Source organism: uncultured Pontibacter sp. (assembly GCF_947499215.1).
Lineage (GTDB): Bacteria > Bacteroidota > Bacteroidia > Cytophagales > Hymenobacteraceae > Pontibacter.
The window spans coordinates 98,778-117,284 of sequence record NZ_CANMNI010000002.1; the positions used below are offsets into that span (position 1 = coordinate 98,778).

The 18,507-nt window shown below is 49.4% G+C and carries 20 protein-coding genes; 9 read left to right on the forward strand and 11 right to left on the reverse strand.

Features of this window, described 5'->3' with window-relative positions:
* The first annotated feature begins 64 nt into the window (after positions 1–64).
* Both Q1A04_RS08295 and Q1A04_RS08300 read left to right on the forward strand, forming a co-directional pair.
* Positions 65–1,213 (forward strand): helix-turn-helix transcriptional regulator, encoded by a 1,149-nt coding sequence (locus Q1A04_RS08295; protein ID WP_299703864.1) that lies wholly within the window; start codon positions 65–67, stop codon positions 1,211–1,213.
* A gap of 90 nt (positions 1,214–1,303) precedes the next feature.
* The gene (locus tag Q1A04_RS08300; RefSeq protein WP_299703867.1) at positions 1,304–2,521 is read left to right on the forward strand and encodes an acyltransferase; all 1,218 of its coding nucleotides are present in this window, start codon (positions 1,304–1,306) and stop codon (positions 2,519–2,521) included.
* A gap of 28 nt (positions 2,522–2,549) precedes the next feature.
* Here the strand turns inward: Q1A04_RS08300 and Q1A04_RS08305 are convergent, their stop codons facing one another.
* Positions 2,550–3,068 carry a VOC family protein gene (locus Q1A04_RS08305; RefSeq protein ID WP_366943833.1) on the reverse strand — a complete coding sequence of 173 codons (519 nt, stop codon included), beginning with the start codon at positions 3,066–3,068 and terminating at the stop codon, positions 2,550–2,552.
* Between Q1A04_RS08305 and Q1A04_RS08310 the strand changes: the two genes are divergently transcribed.
* A complete protein-coding gene (locus tag Q1A04_RS08310; protein ID WP_299703870.1) occupies positions 3,067–3,912 on the forward strand; it encodes a hypothetical protein in 846 nt (281 codons plus the stop codon). The genes Q1A04_RS08305 and Q1A04_RS08310 overlap by 2 nt on opposite strands.
* Positions 3,913–3,988: 76 nt before the next feature.
* Here the strand turns inward: Q1A04_RS08310 and lgt are convergent, their stop codons facing one another.
* From lgt to Q1A04_RS08335, 5 genes are all read right to left on the reverse strand, one after another.
* The gene (gene lgt, locus Q1A04_RS08315; RefSeq protein WP_299703873.1) at positions 3,989–4,834 is read right to left on the reverse strand and encodes a prolipoprotein diacylglyceryl transferase; all 846 of its coding nucleotides are present in this window, start codon (positions 4,832–4,834) and stop codon (positions 3,989–3,991) included.
* Between the two features lie 176 nt (positions 4,835–5,010).
* Positions 5,011–6,891, reverse strand: a complete 1,881-nt coding sequence (gene nadE / locus Q1A04_RS08320; protein ID WP_299703877.1) for an NAD(+) synthase — start codon at positions 6,889–6,891, stop codon at positions 5,011–5,013.
* Positions 6,892–7,162: 271 nt separating this feature from the next.
* Positions 7,163–7,840 (reverse strand): ribonuclease III, encoded by a 678-nt coding sequence (rnc, locus tag Q1A04_RS08325; RefSeq protein WP_299703880.1) that lies wholly within the window; start codon positions 7,838–7,840, stop codon positions 7,163–7,165.
* A gap of 66 nt (positions 7,841–7,906) precedes the next feature.
* Positions 7,907–9,160: a beta-ketoacyl-ACP synthase II gene (gene fabF / locus Q1A04_RS08330; RefSeq protein WP_299703883.1), complete on the reverse strand. Its 1,254-nt coding sequence runs from the start codon at positions 9,158–9,160 to the stop codon at positions 7,907–7,909.
* A gap of 62 nt (positions 9,161–9,222) precedes the next feature.
* Positions 9,223–9,459: an acyl carrier protein gene (locus Q1A04_RS08335; protein ID WP_007659745.1), complete on the reverse strand. Its 237-nt coding sequence runs from the start codon at positions 9,457–9,459 to the stop codon at positions 9,223–9,225.
* Between the two features lie 158 nt (positions 9,460–9,617).
* Between Q1A04_RS08335 and Q1A04_RS08340 the strand changes: the two genes are divergently transcribed.
* Positions 9,618–10,049: an IPExxxVDY family protein gene (locus tag Q1A04_RS08340; protein ID WP_299703895.1), complete on the forward strand. Its 432-nt coding sequence runs from the start codon at positions 9,618–9,620 to the stop codon at positions 10,047–10,049.
* 3 nt (positions 10,050–10,052) lie between these two features.
* Complete coding sequence (gene pyk / locus Q1A04_RS08345) at positions 10,053–11,480, forward strand: pyruvate kinase (protein WP_299703898.1); 1,428 nt, start codon at positions 10,053–10,055, stop codon at positions 11,478–11,480.
* 450 nt (positions 11,481–11,930) lie between these two features.
* Here the strand turns inward: pyk and rpsT are convergent, their stop codons facing one another.
* Positions 11,931–12,191: a 30S ribosomal protein S20 gene (gene rpsT / locus Q1A04_RS08350; RefSeq protein ID WP_299703901.1), complete on the reverse strand. Its 261-nt coding sequence runs from the start codon at positions 12,189–12,191 to the stop codon at positions 11,931–11,933.
* 195 nt (positions 12,192–12,386) lie between these two features.
* Between rpsT and Q1A04_RS08355 the strand changes: the two genes are divergently transcribed.
* Genes Q1A04_RS08355 through Q1A04_RS08365 form a run of 3 tightly spaced genes read left to right on the forward strand, consistent with a single transcriptional unit; the run spans position 12,387 to position 15,316 of the window.
* Positions 12,387–13,487 carry a cytochrome c peroxidase gene (locus tag Q1A04_RS08355; RefSeq protein WP_299703904.1) on the forward strand — a complete coding sequence of 367 codons (1,101 nt, stop codon included), beginning with the start codon at positions 12,387–12,389 and terminating at the stop codon, positions 13,485–13,487.
* A 5-nt stretch (positions 13,488–13,492) separates the two neighbouring features.
* Complete coding sequence (locus tag Q1A04_RS08360) at positions 13,493–14,236, forward strand: MbnP family protein (protein WP_299703907.1); 744 nt, start codon at positions 13,493–13,495, stop codon at positions 14,234–14,236.
* A 33-nt stretch (positions 14,237–14,269) separates the two neighbouring features.
* Complete coding sequence (locus Q1A04_RS08365; RefSeq protein ID WP_299703909.1) at positions 14,270–15,316, forward strand: cytochrome c peroxidase; 1,047 nt, start codon at positions 14,270–14,272, stop codon at positions 15,314–15,316.
* 87 nt (positions 15,317–15,403) lie between these two features.
* Here the strand turns inward: Q1A04_RS08365 and Q1A04_RS08370 are convergent, their stop codons facing one another.
* Both Q1A04_RS08370 and Q1A04_RS08375 read right to left on the reverse strand, forming a co-directional pair.
* Positions 15,404–15,781, reverse strand: a complete 378-nt coding sequence (locus Q1A04_RS08370) for a hypothetical protein (protein ID WP_299703912.1) — start codon at positions 15,779–15,781, stop codon at positions 15,404–15,406.
* A gap of 160 nt (positions 15,782–15,941) precedes the next feature.
* Positions 15,942–16,316 carry a hypothetical protein gene (locus Q1A04_RS08375; protein WP_299703915.1) on the reverse strand — a complete coding sequence of 125 codons (375 nt, stop codon included), beginning with the start codon at positions 16,314–16,316 and terminating at the stop codon, positions 15,942–15,944.
* Positions 16,317–16,449: 133 nt separating this feature from the next.
* On the opposite strand from Q1A04_RS08375, the gene Q1A04_RS08380 reads away from it, so the two are divergent.
* Positions 16,450–17,403: an alpha/beta fold hydrolase gene (locus Q1A04_RS08380; RefSeq protein ID WP_299703918.1), complete on the forward strand. Its 954-nt coding sequence runs from the start codon at positions 16,450–16,452 to the stop codon at positions 17,401–17,403.
* A 2-nt stretch (positions 17,404–17,405) separates the two neighbouring features.
* Here Q1A04_RS08380 and rsmG read toward each other — a convergent pair whose 3' ends face one another.
* Positions 17,406–18,038, reverse strand: coding sequence for a 16S rRNA (guanine(527)-N(7))-methyltransferase RsmG (rsmG, locus tag Q1A04_RS08385; RefSeq protein ID WP_299703921.1), 633 nt, complete (start codon positions 18,036–18,038; stop codon positions 17,406–17,408).
* A 71-nt stretch (positions 18,039–18,109) separates the two neighbouring features.
* Positions 18,110–18,343 carry a hypothetical protein gene (locus Q1A04_RS08390; RefSeq protein ID WP_299703922.1) on the reverse strand — a complete coding sequence of 78 codons (234 nt, stop codon included), beginning with the start codon at positions 18,341–18,343 and terminating at the stop codon, positions 18,110–18,112.
* Positions 18,344–18,507 lie beyond the last annotated feature (164 nt).

Here is an 18,507-nt window from a genome sequence, read left to right on the forward strand (position 1 = left end):
ACTTAAGTTGAAATTTAGTTTTAGCTTTAGTTTATGAACTGTCAGTAGCCCCCCTTTCTTGCCAATGCCACAAACAGAGCTCTTCTTCCGATTCGATTGGTTTGCAGCCATCCTGCTGGTGGGCGTGGTGCAGGGCTTCTTTATGAGTCTGCTGTTTTTAGCCAAGCGCCCGCACCGGCAACCCTATCACCACCTGCTGCTGGCGGCATTGGTCTTTACTTTTGCCTGCATGGTGCTGGAGGTTTTTCTATGCTATAGCGGCCTTATGTTCAGGGTGCTCCCGCTAGTCGATTTCTCGGAGCCGGCAAATTTTGCCGTTGGTCCTCTCACCTACCTGCTTTTCCGGAGCCTGAACGGTAACAAGTGGACGCAGAGGCAGTGGCTGCATTTCATTCCCTTTGTAGTGTACTTTCTCTACCACATCCTTTTCTACATACAGCCGGAGGAAGTTAAATACAACGCATACATAGGGGCCTATTTCCCGGAGATGGAGCGTTTACCGGTTACTATTGAGTTTTTCATGGACCCGTTGCTCTGGACGAGGTATGTAAACGAGCTGACCATGCTGCACATTCTCCTTTACATTATGTTATGCTTTTTGCTTTTGAGGAAACAGAGTACAGCTGAATCCCCTAACCCATACTTTTATACTTGGGCCAAGTTCTTACTGTTCTTTTTTGTTGCCACGCTGGTACTGATCGTAATCGTTAAGCTAAGCTATGAGCGCGACTTGGGCGATCATTTTCTAGCCATGTTTCTGGTAGTGCAGCTCTTCTTCGCCAGCTACAAGATCATCACCGATTCTGCTTTCTTTCAGCCTGTGGTGCAGGTAAAGTATGAGAAGTCTGCCCTAAGCGAGGAGGCCAAGCAGGATCTAATCCAGAAGCTGAAAGCGGCTGAGCAGGAAAAATTTTACATCCAACCATCGGCCTCGCTCCCTATGCTGGCCAAACAGCTGCACACCTCGCCTCATTACCTTTCCCAGAGCCTAAACGAGCGCCTAGGCAAGAGCTTTTTTGAGTATCTGGCTGAGCTCCGCATACAGGAGGCCAAAACCATACTGGCCGACCCTGCCCGGCAGCATCTTAAAGTAGAAGAGGTGGCCGAGCAGGTGGGCTATATGTCGAAGTCGGCGTTTAGCAGCGTCTTTAAAAAGTATACCGGCAAAACGCCGGGGCAATACCGCAAAACGGCCGTTTCTGGCTCAATTTAAGTACTTCCCTATAAGTTAGCACCTCGCACTTATCGGCAGATTCTTCTGGTTTGGTTCTCTTTGGCGATGTTTACATCAAAACGAAACGCTATGGAAAATCAAATTAAAATCAGACGTTACGAGTTCGACTGGCTGCGGGTGTTGGCCTTTTCGCTGCTCATCTTTTACCACACTGGTATGTACTTCGTCAGCTGGGACTGGCACGTCAAGAATCCGGTTATTAGCCAAACACTGGAGGTGCCGATGATCTTTATGAGCCAGTGGCGCATGTCTCTTATTTTTCTGGTATCAGGTGTGGGCGTATATTTTGCCTTGGGATTCCGGAGTGCTGGTACCTTTGCCAAAGACAGGTTGAAACGCATTTTACTCCCATTGGTCATTGGTATGCTGCTAGTAGTACCGCCTCAGGTATACTTTGAACGAGCAGTGCAGGGCACAGCCACGGATTACTTAAGCTTCTATCCTTCTGTGTTCGAATTCGAGCCCTACCCGGAAGGCAACTTCAGCTGGCACCATCTCTGGTACCTGACTTACATCTTCTGCTACAGTTTGCTGCTCTTGCCGCTACTCGTATACCTGCGTAGTGCCAGCATACACGCAGCAGGTATACAGAACTGGATGCTATTGGCAGTACCGGCATTATGGTTGAGTATAGGCGGTATACTTCTAAACGAACGCTTTCCGGCTACTAACGCACTAGTGGATGACTGGGCAAATCACTTCCTCTATATCACAGTTTTCCTGATCGGTTTTCTGTTGATGAAGCTTCCACAGCTGCAGGAAAAGGTGAGACAAGTGCGTTGGTTCAGTTTAAGCCTCGCAGCTGCAACCTTAGCCATACTGTATAGTTTCTACTGGTTTAAAGACATTGATTTGGGCGGGATGGAGCTAACGACATATTACGTGCTGAAGCAAAGTAACCGATGGTTTTGGCTGATGGTTATACTTGGCTTTGCGATGCAGCATCTCAACCTGAAAAATAAATATCTGACACAGGCCAACGAGATGGTATACCCGTTCTATATTCTGCACCAGACTGTCATCGTGGCATTAGGATACTACCTGCTGCAATCAGACTGGAGCATCAGTCTTAAATTTTTCATCATCAGCCTAAGCACTTTTTTTATCTGTTTTCTGCTAATCAAATACCTTATTATGCCGGTAAATTGGCTCCGACTGCCGTTTGGTTTGAAGCCAATCAAGAAACGGGAAACACAACACTCTTTAGGCTTGCATGCCCCGAAGATTAAAAAAAGGAGCCTCTCGTTAGCAATTAAAAAAATCCAGAAAGAGGTATTCACACGGTAGGATTCGTATTATGCTAAAGAAGCTGTTGCTAGTTCTTTTCCCACATCCCTTCCATCACAATTTCGAGTAAGTGCTGGTCCGGATCGCGGAAGTAGAAGGACAGATAGCCCCGCCCCCAGTCGTACTCCTGCTCAACAGGTATACCTGCCTCTTCTATTTTATTTTTCCATCCGTCATAATCTTCCCGGCTTACCTCAAAGGCCAGATGCAATTGTCCTGAGCCAAAATGTGGCGGCAGTGTGCCACCTTTTTTTGACATTTCAGGCAGGAAGCACAGCAGTACCGATGCTCCCGCCCGGAAAAAGATATGGCGCCCTTTTACTTCTCCTATTACGGGTAGCCCTAGTTGGCCTTCATAGAATGAACGGGTCCGCTGCAAGTCTGCCACATACAGGCAAGTTTCCTTTATTTTCTTGATCTCCATTAGGCTTTTTTCAATAATCTCTACCAGTTTCTTGGCATTTACGTGTTCTACGTAACCACAGTGCTTTGGCTTTCCGTTATACCAATACGCCCCTGCATTCACTAATATGTCTATGAAGCTCATGTTAAAAATACTTGCCTTTTTTATACCGGTCATGGTCGCCCTTTTTTACTTTTTGGGTCGCCCCGCCGATTCTGCCACCTCCAATACCACAACTTCCAGTAATGTAGAAAAACTAGCCAACCTGCCCTCCCCCATCAGTGAAAGCTCTGGCGTAGAATTTCTGGCAGACAAAAAGGTTTATGTCACCCACAATGATGCCGGCAACAAGCCTCACCTCTACCTGATTGACGAAAAGGGAAAGTTGAAACAGACCATCAAGCTCAAACTGCCTAATGTAGACTGGGAGGACCTCACCCGCGATGACAAGGGCAACCTCTACATATCCGACACGGGCAACAACAACAACAAGCGCCGCGAATTGGCCATCTACAAACTCAACCTAAACAGCCCGGAACAAATTGAGGCGATACGCTTCTCGTATGAGGACCAAAAGAAGTTTCCGCCCAAAAAAGACGACATGAATTACGATGTGGAGGCATTATTCTGGCACGAGGGCAAGCTATACCTTGTCTCGAAGGACAGAGGCCGCAAGGAGCTGGCCAAAGTATACGAACTGCCAGACAAAGGCGGGCAGTACAAAGCTAAACTGGTAGGCAAACACAAGTTAGGAGTACCTGTAACGGGGGCGGCCATAAGCCCAAGTGGCGAAACTGTAGCCCTGACCAGCGAAGGGGTGCTACATGTCTTTGAGAATGTGGATGACCCTGCCTCCTTTTATGAAGGCGACTATCAGAAGGTGTCCATGAAAGAGGCCGGGCAGACAGAGGCTGTGGCATTTGAAGACGAACAGACCATGGTTATCACAAGTGAAAGCGGAGGTCTGTTCCGCTACAGCTTGAACTAGATTTGCAGAAGCTCTAAACACAAAGGAGGCCGGCAATAAATGCCGGCCTCCTTTTTTTATATCTCTTTGACTCAGGTTATTTCTTGCCCACAGCCTCACGCTCCAATCTTCCGCCCGCCAGAGCCGGCTTAGGGTTGCGCCACACGATGAACAGAATTACAAGGCCAGCTAAGATAAGCGGAATGCTCAGCTGTTGACCGATATTGAGTGCCATCGTTGCCTCTTTTGCCACTTGGTCTTCTTTCAGGAACTCCACCAAGAAGCGGAAGGTGAACAGGGCCGTTACAAAAATACCGAACAGTAAGCCTCTCGGGAGCGCCTCCTTGTATTTCTTCCACAGCCAGTAAAGCAGCACAAACAACAGGAATACGCTAAGTGATTCGTAAAGCTGTGTAGGGTGGCGTGGCACATGCGAGTACTCGCTTTGGCGCACAAAAATAAAGCCCCAAGGAAGATCGGTCGGCCGCCCGAATATCTCCGAATTCATCAGGTTACCCAGTCGGATCAAGGTTCCACCCAATGCGACCACGATCACAATACGGTCCAATACCCACATATAATCGAACTTCTGCTTCCGGCTGAACAGCCACAGGGCCAGCAAAATGCCAATGGTGGCACCATGACTGGCAAGCCCGCCCTCCCAGATTTTGAGAATCTCGATGGGGTTGCTCAGATAATATTCGGGCTGATAGAATAAGGTATGGCCTAAACGAGCGCCTACTACCGTTCCGATGATCATGTAAAGGGTTATTACATCCACGTCGCCTTCCGTGCGGCCCTCTGCCACGTAGATTCTTGTCAAGATCTGTTGCCCAAATACAAAGGCAAGTGCAAACAGCAGACCGTACCAGCGTACCTCAAAGGAGCCGATGGAGAAGATAGAGGGACTTACATCCCACGTGATATAGTTCAGAATGCTCATAAACAAAGGTATGGTTCTGCCAAAGTTACGATAATTAGCAAAGCGAAAAAACCGACGATTAACAGGTATAGGTATAAATTATCCACAGGTATAGCGCTTTGGCAAAATAAAAGGCATCACCCCTCCCCGCTCGTGCAGGTATAGAATGATGCCTTGGTATAGGTACAAATTGCGGACTATTTCAAGTTGCGGAGCTCTTCCCGGAAACCTCCACTCAGGATTGGGTAGCGAAGCCAGCTGCGCGGGTCCAAGTTGTAGTCGTCAAGATGGAAGCCCGGAGCGTAGCGTTCGCGTTTCCACTGGTTGCGGGACCACAGTGTATAGAACTTGTGCACATGCTCTTCCAGCTTTTTAGCGGGCGCTACGTTATCCTTCACCAATCGCTCCAGCACCTGCTTCGGCGAAAGACGATCGTACCATGCTAAGCGCTCGATCATGTTGAGTATCTCATACGGCATTAAGTCTTTCTCATCGGTCTGGTCCTCTGCAGACGGGCGCAACTCCGCGGATGGCTGCAGGTTGTTCACGTAGTCGAGTCCCAAATAACCAAGCTCCTCCTGCATCCAGATCAGGAACTGGCGAATAAAGTCCTTGTCTATACCTGCGATCGGGGAAATACTGCCGGCCGTGTCGCCATCCATGGTGGCATAGCCCACCGCGGCCTCACTGCGGTTAGAGGTGGCCAGCAGCAAGGCGTTGTGAATGTTAGCGAGCATCCAAATAGCCGGGGCCCGCACACGGGCCTGTATGTTCTGTAGCGTGACATCATCCTGCTCCCACGTCAGGTCGCGCTCGATGGCTTTTTCAATTTTGGAGGTATAGCCCTTCACTTCATCGTCAATTGTCCAGTCATGGAACACGGCACCGATCGATTCGGCCAGCTCTCTGGCAGAGGTATAGGTGGCATCCGATGAATTGACCGTGCCCTGATAAGCACAAGTAAGCATGCGACCGACTAGCACTCTCACCACCTCATCCTGCGGCAGCGACTCAAAATACTCAGCGTCTTTCAGTGAGAACATGCGTGCCTTGGTCACAAAACCGGTCACGCCTAAGCTATCCACACCACGGCGCACCATTTCCGCCACCGCCACGGCACAGCACGAGGAGTCAGCGCCACCACTAAGAGAGAGCACAAAGCCACGGCTGCGGCTCTTGCGCATGTAGTCGAACAGCGCTAAGCACAGGGCGGCTATCAGTTCGGCGTTCTCATCAATAGGCGGCAGGTACTCAATTGTCTCCTCTATCTTTGGATTGTCGCCAAAGCAAACCTCGGCGCACTCCAGATCCACGTCCTTGAAGCAGAGCAGTTCGTTGCGCCGGATGAGCTTTCCGTTCTGCGCGATAAGCACCTCTCCATCAAATATCACACGGCCCGACTCATTACCGAGCAGGTTAGCGTACAGGTAGGCACACTGGTATTTCTTGGAGGCCTCCACAACCAGCCGGTGGCGTAGGTCGGTTTTGCTCAAGGCAAAGTGACTGGCGCTCGGGTTGAGGATTAGTTGCACGCCCTTTGGCATGTGCCGCTCGGCCGGACGGTTGGTTCGCCAAGCATCCTCGCATATCTCAAAGGCATACTTCACGCCTCTCTCTTCATAGATGATATCGCCAATGGGGTAGCGCTTGCCTTTCATTTCAAACTCCTCTACCACATTGGCAGGCCACGGTGTGAACCAGCGCGGTTCGTAATGTATACCGTCTCGGGCCAGAAACTGCTTTGCAGTAAAGCCTACAATCTCCTTATTTTTAATAACACAGGCCGTATTAAACACATCCTGCCCGATAATCACATGCACTCCCAGACAGACGGTGATGTTGTCGCACCACTCCTTTACCTGAAGCAGTTTTTCAAAAGTCTCATCGGCAAACCAAGGGTGCAGAAACATGTCTTCGCAACCATAGCCGGTGATACAGAGCTCTGGCAGCAGCAGAATATCTACATTGCGGGTGGTGGCTTCTAAAATAGCGGATCGTATGTTGAGCAGGTTGGCTTCCCAGTCAAGCGGGGTCTGGTTTAGAGCGGCCCCTGCCAGTATGAGTTTCGTTTCTTCCATAGTGTGTTTTTAACGCAACAATATGGAGGCAAGTTAAGCTTTGAGGTTCAAATAAAGAACCAAAGCGTGCAAAACAGGTATAGCACTGCGTAAAATCAAAATTAGAAATGATGCGAAAACCATTGCCTTTCATTTACGGATGGTAAAATGACATCTAACCATTATAAGCGGTCAAATATCAGCTTATACCTGTCGAAATTGAAAGCCTCCTAAATAGGGGGAAATACAGCCTATGGGTTGGACTGCAGCAGAGGATACTAGGGACTACGCCTTAACTAATATTAAGCACTTCGATCGCTTTTTCAGCGGCAGACTGATCGGCTTTTTTCTTAGATAGGCCCACCCCTATGGCCACAGGCTTGTCGTTGAGGTATATCTCACAGGTAAACTCGGTTGTGTTTCCTTGGTTTTTACGATTTACGATCTCAAACCTGATCTCAGCATTTTGGCTCTGCGCCCACTCAATGAGTTTGCTCTTAAAGTTGGAGGTAGTGTTGACCAGTTTGTGCAGGTCCACGTGGGGTTTAATGAGCTTGCCCAGAATAAACTGCCTAGTAGTGTTATACCCTTTGTCAAGGTATATGGCGCCCACCAGCGCCTCCAGTGCGTTGCCGTGCACGGACTTGTGACGAGAGCCCTGCCCACCGGAGGTGTCTACTTTTACCAGCAGGTTAAGGCCTATTTTAATGGCAATATGATTGAGTGACTCACGGTTCACAATCCGCGAGCGCATCTCTGTCATAAAGCCCTCATCTTCGTAGGGAAATTTCTTGAAAAGCAGTTCGGCTACAACCGTTCCGAGTACCGCATCGCCCAAAAACTCCAGACGCTCATTGGTATCGTGCTTGCTGGCCAGATTCTGCCGCGCAAAGGACGTGTGTGTGAGCGCCAGTTTGTACAGGCGTATGTTATCGGGTGTGCTGCCAATAATCCCGGAGATGGCGCGCACTAACTCTCTATCCTTTGTGAATAAGCTGTGATAGAAGCGCCGTACCGGTTTTATGGGACCAAACACCTAATCGATAAATTGACGGAATAAAACGGAAGTATTGTGTCCACCGAAGCCGAACGTATTGCTCAGCGCCACTTTCACCTCACGCTCCTGCGCTTTGTTGAAAGTGAAGTTAAGACGCGGATCGAAGCTTTCGTCATCAGTGAAGTGGTTGATTGTCGGTGGAACCAAGCTGTTCTTGATTGACATGATAGCCGCAATCGCCTCAATAGCACCAGCCGCGCCCAACAGGTGACCTGTCATAGACTTGGTAGAGCTGATATTGAGATTGTAAGCATGGTCACCAAAAACAGTCTGAATCGCCTTCACCTCGCTCACATCACCCAGCGGTGTGGAGGTACCGTGTACGTTGATGTAGTCTACTTCCTCTGGTTTGATGTTGGCGTCGCGCAGTACGTTCTTCATCACGTTCAGTGCGCCTAGTCCTTCGGGATGCGGCGCTGTGATGTGGTAAGCGTCTGCTGACATACCGCCACCTATTACTTCGGCGTAGATCTTGGCGCCACGGGCTTTAGCGTGCTCGTACTCTTCCAGAATAAGGGCACCGGCACCTTCACCCAGCACAAAACCGTCGCGGTCTTTGTCGAATGGGCGGGACGCCGTTTCCGGGGAATCGTTACGCTCTGAAAGGGCTTTCAAGGCGTTAAAGCCTCCGATACCTGCTTCCGTTACAGCAGCCTCAGAACCGCCCGTCACGATCACGTCAGCCATACCCAAGCGGATATAGTTGAAAGAGTCGATAATAGCGTTGGTAGCAGAAGCACAGGCTGAAACCGTTACGAAGTTTGGTCCACGGAAGCCATACTTAATGGAAATGTGACCGGCACTGATATCCGCGATCATCTTCGGGATGAAGAACGGGTTGAAACGCGGTGTACCATCACCGTTGGCAAAGTTCACACACTCCTCTTGGAAGGTGCGCAATCCGCCGATTCCGGAGCCCCAGATCACGCCAACACGGTCAGGGTCAACGTTACTATCAACCAAGTTCGCGTCCTGAACCGCCTCGTCAGCCACCACCATGGCGAACTGAGAGAACAAGTCCATTTTACGCGCCTCCTTACGGTCGAAGTAAGCTTCCGGATTGTATCCTTTTACTTCACAGGCAAATTGGGTCTTAAACTTACTCGCATCAAAGCGTGTAATGGGCGCAGCTCCACTCACACCATTTGACAACCCGTTCCAGTACTCTGAAACAGTGTTCCCAAGTGGCGTGAGTGCGCCTAGCCCTGTAACTACAACTCTCTTAAGCTCCATAAGCTGCTAGTAGAGGATAGATAGTAAAATTACTTAATACAATAAGGTAACAGGTACTGATATTACTTTGCGTGCTCTTCTAGGTAGCTGATAGCCTGACCTACAGTAGCGATATTTTCAGCCTGATCATCTGGAATAGATACGTTGAATTCTTTTTCGAATTCCATGATAAGCTCAACTGTATCCAATGAGTCGGCGCCAAGGTCGTTAGTGAAGCTAGCCTCTGGAGTAACCTCTGACTCTTCAACACCAAGCTTATCGATGATGATAGCCTTTACTTTTTCTGCGATTTCTGACATTTTTCTTATAGTTTATTAAAACACTGTGCAAAGAAATGTAATTAGGCAGACAATGTCAAAAAAAATTACGGCATTCATAATGTTATAAAAGTTTTTGCCCTAATGGTCGTTTTCCATTGTCATGTTTATAAATTTGCAATTACGCTTTTTTGTAGCCCATGAAAACATTGCATCTGGACATTGAGTATGATTTTAGCTTCGCCCTTTTTGGCGTGGTTTCCTCATGTCGGGACTACAAGATGGCGTGGTCGTTAAACCGCCTGCTCGGGCTTAATCTTACACGTCGACAGGACTTGTGCTACGAACTGTCTGACCGCCAGAAGATGCTCATCTCCCACTTTGAGCACACCGACGACCATAGTACCGTTCGCCTGTTCCGCAACAAAGCGCTGGGTACCCCCACCGTTAAGAAACCTTTTATGCTGCCCGACATAAAGGACTATGACTACATTCTGCAAATTACAGGAGCCCTGCAACAGTACCTCAACCCGCAGGAACTCATCAGTCGGCTCCAAAATCTCACCCTAATACAATACACGAAACAATTTGACCCACTTACACTTAAGTACAAAGAACACTTATTATTCTGATTTATGAAGATACTCTTCAACAAGACCAAAGTACTGGCCACTGTTGGCCCTGCCAGCAATACCTTTGATCGCCTGCTATCACTGGTGCAGGAAGGCGTAGACGCTTTCCGTCTTAACTTTTCGCATGGTGAGCACGAAGAACACTTACAAGTAATAGAGCATATACGTGAGATAAACCGCCGATTTAACACCAACGTCTGCATCGTGCAAGACTTACAGGGTCCTAAGATCCGTATCGGTGAGGTGGAGAATGGTGGCGTAGAGATAAAAGAAGGCCAGCGCGTAGTACTGCGTTGCGACGGCTCTGTGAGCAACCACGACCACTTGGGCACGGGCTATACCGAACTTGCTAAAGACGTGAACCCGGGCGATACCATCCTGCTTGACGACGGCAAACTGGAACTCAAAGTAGTTACCACAGACAAAGACTGCGTGGTTGAAGCCGATGTAAAATACGGCGGTGTGGTAAAGCCACGAAAAGGCATTAACCTCCCTGACTCTTCTGTTTCGGCTCCATCTCTGACAGAGAAAGATTTGAAAGACCTTCACTTTGGCTTAGACCATGACTTGGAGTGGGTAGCGCTCTCGTTTGTACGTCGCGTAGAGGACATCCTCGAGATTAAGCGCATCATCAAAGAGCGCGGCAAAGACACCCGCGTAATTGCCAAGATTGAGAAGCCAGAAGCCATTAAAAATATTGACGAGATCATTGCCGCATCTGACGCTCTGATGGTGGCCCGCGGCGACCTTGGCGTGGAAACAGGCATGGAGCGCGTGCCCATGCTTCAGAAGATGATCGTGGAGAAGTGTAACAAATCTGCCAAACCGGTAATCATCGCCACCCAGATGATGGAGAGCATGATTGTGAATCCAAAGCCGACCCGTGCAGAAACCAACGACGTAGCCAATGCCGTGATTGACGGGGCCGACACGCTGATGCTGAGCGCAGAAACAGCCGTAGGTGCTTACCCGGTGGAGACGATCCGTTCTATGAACCTGACGATCAGCGAAGTGGAACGCCAAGCGGATATTTTCAACAAGAACTACATCCTGAACCCGCATTCAGAGACTTTTTATAATGACAGCCTCGTGGCAAACGCCTGCTACTTGGCTCGAGACACAAACGCTCGTGCTGTGATCGGTATGACAAAGTCTGGGTATACGGCCTTCCAACTGGCTAAGCACCGCACCAAGGCTGACATCTTCATCTTCACTGAGAATGAGCGTTTGTTGACTACCTTGAACTTGGTATGGGGTGTGCGCGGCTTCTACTACGACAAGTTTGAGTCTACTGACGCCACCATCAATGATATCAAGCACATGCTTCTCAAAGCCGGCTACCTTAACAAAGGCGATGTGTTTATCAATACGGCAAGTATGCCGATTTATGAGCAGAAGCGTACCAATATGATTAAGCTGAGTATCGCTTAAGATGCCAGTTGTTTTTAAAACAGGAAATCCCTGAAGTTGATGGTCAGCTTCAGGGATTTCCTGTTTTATAGTTTCGCTTGTGCGGCGGACATCCCGAAAGCTTTCGGGGCAAAAAAGTCAAGACTCCCCAAATAGAGGGCCCCTCCCCCACTCACTGACCGCTTGAACAGTGAGTAGTCGTTTGCTGCACAAGGCAAGTGTGATTTGCTTTGTAGCCAGCGCGCTAGTTATTATTGCAATACGTACCAGTGATTTGTACTACAAAGCTTATACCTTAAAAGTGGTAATATCAGACTCCCCTCCTTGGACAAGGAGGGGCAGGGGGTGGGTTAACCAGAGTAAGAACTAAAGTCTGAAACAACTAAATCCCCCCTGCAACCCCCACCAACAGAAAACACAAAAAGCCTTACACGCGTGTGTAAGGCTTCGGAATTAGTATTCCAGCAAAAATTAAGCTGCAGCTAGGCTGTTAACGAACTTAGCCAGTTTTGACTTGTTGTTAGCCGCTTTGTTTTTGTGGATGATGTTTTTCTTTGCCAGACGGTCAAGCATAGAAGAAACTGTCTTGTACAGTTCCTGCGCCTCGGTCTGGTCAGTAGTGCCTTTCAGCCTTTTGATGAATGTACGAGTAGTTTTCGCCTGATATCTGTTACGAAGACGTTTCGATTCGTTAGATCTGATTCTCTTTAATGCCGACTTGTGATTAGCCATGTTATTGTATACTAATTAAATATTTCGTTCCGTATCTTAAATGAGTTTGCAAAGGTAAACCCTTTACAATTAATTTCCAAAGCCTCCTCCTGATAAAAAGCTTAACAAAAGGTATTTCTTGTTACCCTGCCATAGTTTTGGCACAAATACCTATCTTTTGGTGTTCCAATATTACACTTATTCAGCCTGAAAACAATGGCACTCCTGCGATTCTTTCTGTTGGCAGCCTTTCCGTTCCTGTTTATGGCCTGTTCCGGCGATAAAGAAGAGCCGCATGAAACAGGCCCTAACCCGCCCAAGCCTTACGAATTGGCTATACCTGCCACATTGCCCAAGAATTTTGTGATTCCGCCTGACAACCCCATGACGGTAGAGGGTGTAGAGTTGGGCCGCCACCTATTTTACGAAACGAAGCTTTCGCGTGACAACTCTCTCTCCTGCGGCAGTTGCCACCAACAGCAACTGGCCTTTACCGATGCCAAAGGGCTGAGCACAGGTATTAACAATGCGCAGACCAAGCGCGGCTCCATGTCGCTGGCCAACATGCTTTGGTTTAGCCAGTTCAACTGGGACGGTAGCACCAATACCTTGGAGGACCAAGCCGTGGGGCCGCTGGAGGATCCGCTTGAGATGCACCAGCCATTGCACGAGTCGGTAAACAAACTGCAACAGACCCAGCTCTACCCACCTATGTTTGAAAAGGCTTTCGGGTCTTCTACCATTACCCGGGAAAACATCCTCAAAGCGCTGGCGCAATTCCAACGCACACTCATTTCGGGCAATTCCCGCTACGATGGGTATCTGCAGAACAAGGAGGTCTTCACCTCGGACGAGGTAGAGGGCATGGTGCTCTTTATGACGCACCCCGACCCTAGCACCGGTACACGGGGCGGCAACTGCGGCGACTGCCATGGCGGCGTACTCCTGACGACGCGTACCTTCCACAACAACGGCCTCGATGCTCAACCGACCGACAATGGCTTGGGCGACGTAACAGGCCGAGCCAGCGACAAAGGCAAGTTCAAGTCGCCCTCGCTGCGCAACATTGCTCTCACGGCCCCTTACATGCACGATGGCCGCTTCAAGACCTTAGAGGAGGTGCTGGACCATTACAACGAGCACATCCGCTTCGACACGCCTAATCTGGATCCGCTGATCATCGAAGCAACGAACTTACCCAATGGCACCAGCCTCGGTCTGACGATAGAGGAAAAACGAAAGATCATCGCTTTCCTCCATACTTTGACCGATACAACCTTTATCAAAGACAAACGATTCTCAAACCCATTTAAGTAGCCCCTATGAAAGCCCTGCTCTCTTCTGCCGCCAAATTATTGTTTACACTGGCCCTTGCCCTGCCGCTGGCCTCCTGTTCCGATGACGAAGACGAACCAGCTACAGGCACCGTGCAGGTAGCGGTACAGCACACAGTGGGCAGCCAAGGGTTACAGGCCGACGAGACGTATACCAGCCCAAGCGGAGACAGCTATATGGTGCAGAAGCTTCGGTTTTACCTCAGCAATGTAAAGCTGATCAGTCAGGATGGACGCACGGTCTATACCCAGCCGGACAGCTACCACCTGATTACACTCGATGGCAAGGCAGGCTTTAGTCTTGATGAGGTGCCAGCGGCGGTATACACAAAGATGGAGTTTGCCATCGGGGTGGATGAGGCGCGCAATCACTCCATTGACCAGTTCGGCGACCTCGACCCGAGCAATGACATGGTATGGGACTGGACCACCGGGTATAAATTCCTGTCGCTGGAGGGGCTGTATACTGGTGACACCAAGAACGGTGGCCTTGTGTTTCATATCGGGGAAGACAGCAACTACAAAGTATTTACGCTGGAACTGCCGCAGCCACTCGACCTACGCCAACGACCGACGGGCAATCTACGACTGGTAACGGACGTGAACGAGCTGTTCCGCAATCCGCACCTGATCGATTTTGACGAACTAAACACAGCGATGGGCGGTGAGAATGCACGCAAGATCGTGGAGAATTACAGCCAAGGTTTTATTCGAATTGAATCAGGAGAGTAAATGAGAAGCGCTGCCTGCCTTTTATCGGTTTGTTTGCTGGTCACATTCCTTTTTGCGGGGTGTGAGGGACAACTGACGGATGCTGCAGCGCCACAGCCTATCACTTTTATACCTGAAGCACCGGCTAATCTCGCAGCCTCTATACCGCAGCCAAGCCATAACCCACTTACCGCTGAAGGTATAGCTTTAGGGCGCATGCTTTTCTACGATACTGGCCTATCAGCCAATGGGCAGGTGTCTTGCGCCAGTTGCCACCAACAGGATAAGGCTTTTTCAGACGGGCAGGCACTCACACAGCTCGGCGTATCGGGCAAGGCGCTTTTGAGACATGCGCCTTCACTGGCGAACCTTGCTTGGATGGAGGGGCTGTTTTGGGATGGCGGTGTCAAGAATCTGGAATCTGTGAGTTTTGGTCCGCTCACGCACCCCGACGAGATGGGGCAGGACCTGAATAAGCTGTTGCTATACCTGAAACAGCACCCCGTATACCCTGCCCAGTTCAGAAGCGCATTCAATACCGATTCCATCACTACACCGCTTGTCTTCAGGGCGCTGGCCCAGTTTCAGCGCACGCTTATCTCAGCTGACTCTCGCTACGACAGGTATATGCGCCAAGAGTCCGGTGGCGAGCTGACTTCCCTTGAACTGAAAGGTATGGCTCTATTCAGGGCCAACTGCGGCAGCTGTCACGCCACCGATTTCTTCACAGACAACCAGTACCACAACAACGGGCTCGGCAGTTCTTTTTCGGAAGAGCACGAGCAACTGGCTTTTGGCAGAGGTCGCATTACGCACGCGTCTCAGGACATCGGCAAGTACAAAACCCCTACCCTGCGTAATATCACCCTTACGGCGCCCTACATGCACGATGGCCGCTTTAATACACTACAGGAGGTACTTGCGCATTATACCTCGGGCGTAAAGCCCTCTCCAAGTCTGGCAACTCAGCTGCAGCAAGGAGAGAAACTAGGTATAGCACTCACGCAAGAGGAACAGCAAAAAATCATCGCCTTTATGCACACCCTGACTGATGAGCATTTTACAAGCAACCCTGCCCTCGTCAACCCTTGGCCCAGATAGCATAAAAAAACCTAGAGCCACAGTAAGGTTACTGCAGCCCTAGGCCTACTCTTCTATCAAAAAATCAATCAGTTAAGGAGATTCAGATTAGTTGTTTCTTCTTTCCACATCAACGTCCACGTCGATATCACCTATACGTTTCTGCACTTTGTCCTCGGTGCGTTTCCAGCTAGCCTTCACTTCTTCCCACTCTCTTTTAGCATCATCGTCCCATGTATCACTTTTAGCGTCAAGCTCGGCTTCACGGCGGTTATACTCCTCTTTCGCTTCCCGCCATTCCTCTTCGGTGTATGAATCAGCTCGGTTGCCCTGCTCGTCTACCCACACAGAGAATTCATTATACTCTCTTTCGGCTTCCACGCTCGTTTCATTCATTTCTACTTGCGCCTCGTCTACCTCACGGTTCGTCTCGGTGCGTGTTTCAGTGTTACAGGCAAAGGTAAATGCACTAACTGTTAGCGCCATACCGATTATTTTCAAATTCGATTTTATATTCATCTTTCAATTATCGTTGATAATACCGTTTTATACGCACCCTAAAAGCCAAAGATTATAAACATTCAAAGTAAAGCATATAACAGTATAGAGTTTCTCTATATAGAAGATTTATAGAAAGTTTTTCTATCTAAAACCCTAGCGTATCAGTGCTTGGGCTGGCCTCTCCGCTCATGTCTACTTCGGATGCCCGGAAGCGTGTTTCAGCCCTACCGACTGTTTCCTGCCAGCGGGTCTGCATCTCCTCCCATTCGCCCTTGGTCTTCTCATCCCAGTCAGCGCTTCTTGTCTCGAGCTCAGTGGCTCGGCGGTTATACTCCGTCTGCATCTCATTCCACTCCTCTTCGGTGGCGGTCTCAGCCCGCTGGCTGGTGGTATCTACCCAAGCAGAGAACTCTTCAAAGTCGCGGCTGGCACCCTGACGCGTATCTACGTCGCAGGCCATAACAAAGCCTGCCGTTAGCCAGATCAATGTCCAAATTTTTATGTTATTAGAAAACTTCATAGTCTTTCGTTGTGTTAGTTTATATGAAAGGATACGTCAAAAATGGCCCACTGATGTAGCTTTACCTATTGAAAGGCCTTAATTTTGGCGTTATCGTATAAAATACCAACCGTGTCACTTAGCTTATCGTGCTATGCCGATCCTACCTTCCAAGCATAAGTCACCGTTCTACCTTTTTAACGGGCACATACAGACCATTGTGCCCAGCCTGTTCAGGCAAGTAGACGGAGTAGCCTACCATCGCGAGCGGCTCATTACGCCCGACGACGATTTCATAGACGTGGACTGGTCACGCGTCAAATCAAAATCTCTGGCCATACTCTCGCATGGGCTGGAGGGCGACTCGCACCGGCCCTACATCATGGGTATGGTGAAAGCACTCAACGAGCGGGGTGTCGATGCGCTGGCATGGAACTACCGCAGCTGCAGCGGCGAGCCCAATAAACTCCTTCGCTCCTACCACCTAGGCGCTTCCGACGACCTTGACTTCGTCATCAGGCATGCCCTCGATGCAGGCAGTTATGAATCGGTATACCTCATCGGCTTCAGTGCCGGAGGCAACATCAGTTTAAAATACTTAGGAGAAGAGCCTGCGCAGGTGCCCTCAGAGGTGAAGCGGGCTTCTGTCTTTTCGGTACCTATTGACCTGAAGAGCTCGGCAAAGCGCATTTCGAAGATCTATACCCAGCGCTTCTTGAAAACGCTCGGTCAGAAACTGGAACAAAAAAAGGAGATGTACCCGGATTCGCTCGACCTGACCGATTATAGTTTGTTCTGGTCTTTTCCGGAGTTTGATGATAAGTATACGGCGCCTCTTCATGGTTTCGAAAATGCGGAGGACTATTACAAGCGTTCTAGTAGCAAGCAATTTTTGAAAAGCATTCAGATACCGACCTTGCTAGTCAACGCCAAGAACGACCCCTTCCTGACCAAGTCTTGTTTTCCGGTGGAGGAAGCACAACAGAACCCCTACTTCTACTTAGAAACGCCCGAAGATGGTGGCCATGTGGGCTTCACAGAAGATTTTAGAAACAACATCTACTACTCTGAGGCCAGAGCCGTTCGGTTTCTGTTACAGGGGGAGTAGGCCTACGGCATCGGCACGACTAAGACCTTCTTTGTTTCAAAAAACTCTTCTGTAAAATAATCTTTCAGGTCGTAGGTCTTCGTGATCAGGCCTGATTCGGCGATTTCTTCCTGCAGGTCGCCGCCTTTGAGATAGTAGATGCCTTTGTTGGGTATAGCTTCCTTCTTAAAGCTGTTCATCACCCACGGGTAGAAGTTGGCCAGTCGTGTGACGGCGCGACTCACCACGAAGTCAAATTTCTCGCGCACCTGTTCGGCACGGGTATGGGTAGCCGTTACATTCTGCAGGTGCAGCTCGCGGGCAATTTCCTGCACCACGTGTATCTTCTTGCCGATAGAGTCCACCAAGTGGAATTTCACCTCTGGGAACATCACCGCCAAGGGCAGACCCGGCAGTCCGCCGCCTGTACCCACATCGAGCACATGGGCATGTGCCGGAAACTGGATCACCTTGGCTATACCCAGCGAGTGCAGGATGTGGTGCACGCCCAAGTGCTCCATGTCTTTGCGTGACACCACGTTGATCTTCTCATTCCACTCCCGGTACAGCTCGGCCATACGCTCATACTTGTCCAGTTGGTCTTCGGAAAGCTCAGGGAAATAACCTGACAAAAGGATGCGGATAGAGATGGACATGGTTTCAGTTTGGGAGTTTAGGAGTTTAAGATTTAAAAAGTTGAGAAGAGATAGTACGGCTCATTCACTTTCTAACTTGTTACGAAGTATAGCAAACCTGCCAGAACAGCTACTACTACCACTACGGCGAGGGCCATGAAGAGGTCGAACAAGAGCACGAGGCCGGCGTTTCGGTACTGGCCCTCGTATTTGCGGTGAAGCTCCTGTTCGGCTTCTTTGCCCCCTTTATGACGCAGGTATAAATGCAGTCTGCCCATTCGCACCAGTATGGCTTCGCTCAGGTTTCGCATGATCTCTGTTCGCAAGGTATAGCTTCTGTTCTTCTATTGCCCAGCATAAGCCTAAGGCACCGCAAAAGTATGAAATATGTATGGAATCACCCCAAAAATAAAGCCCCTGCCGCACAAAGCGACAAGGGCTCTAAAAACGTAATCATTATCTTATGTTTGATTGATAATTGTTAATTGTT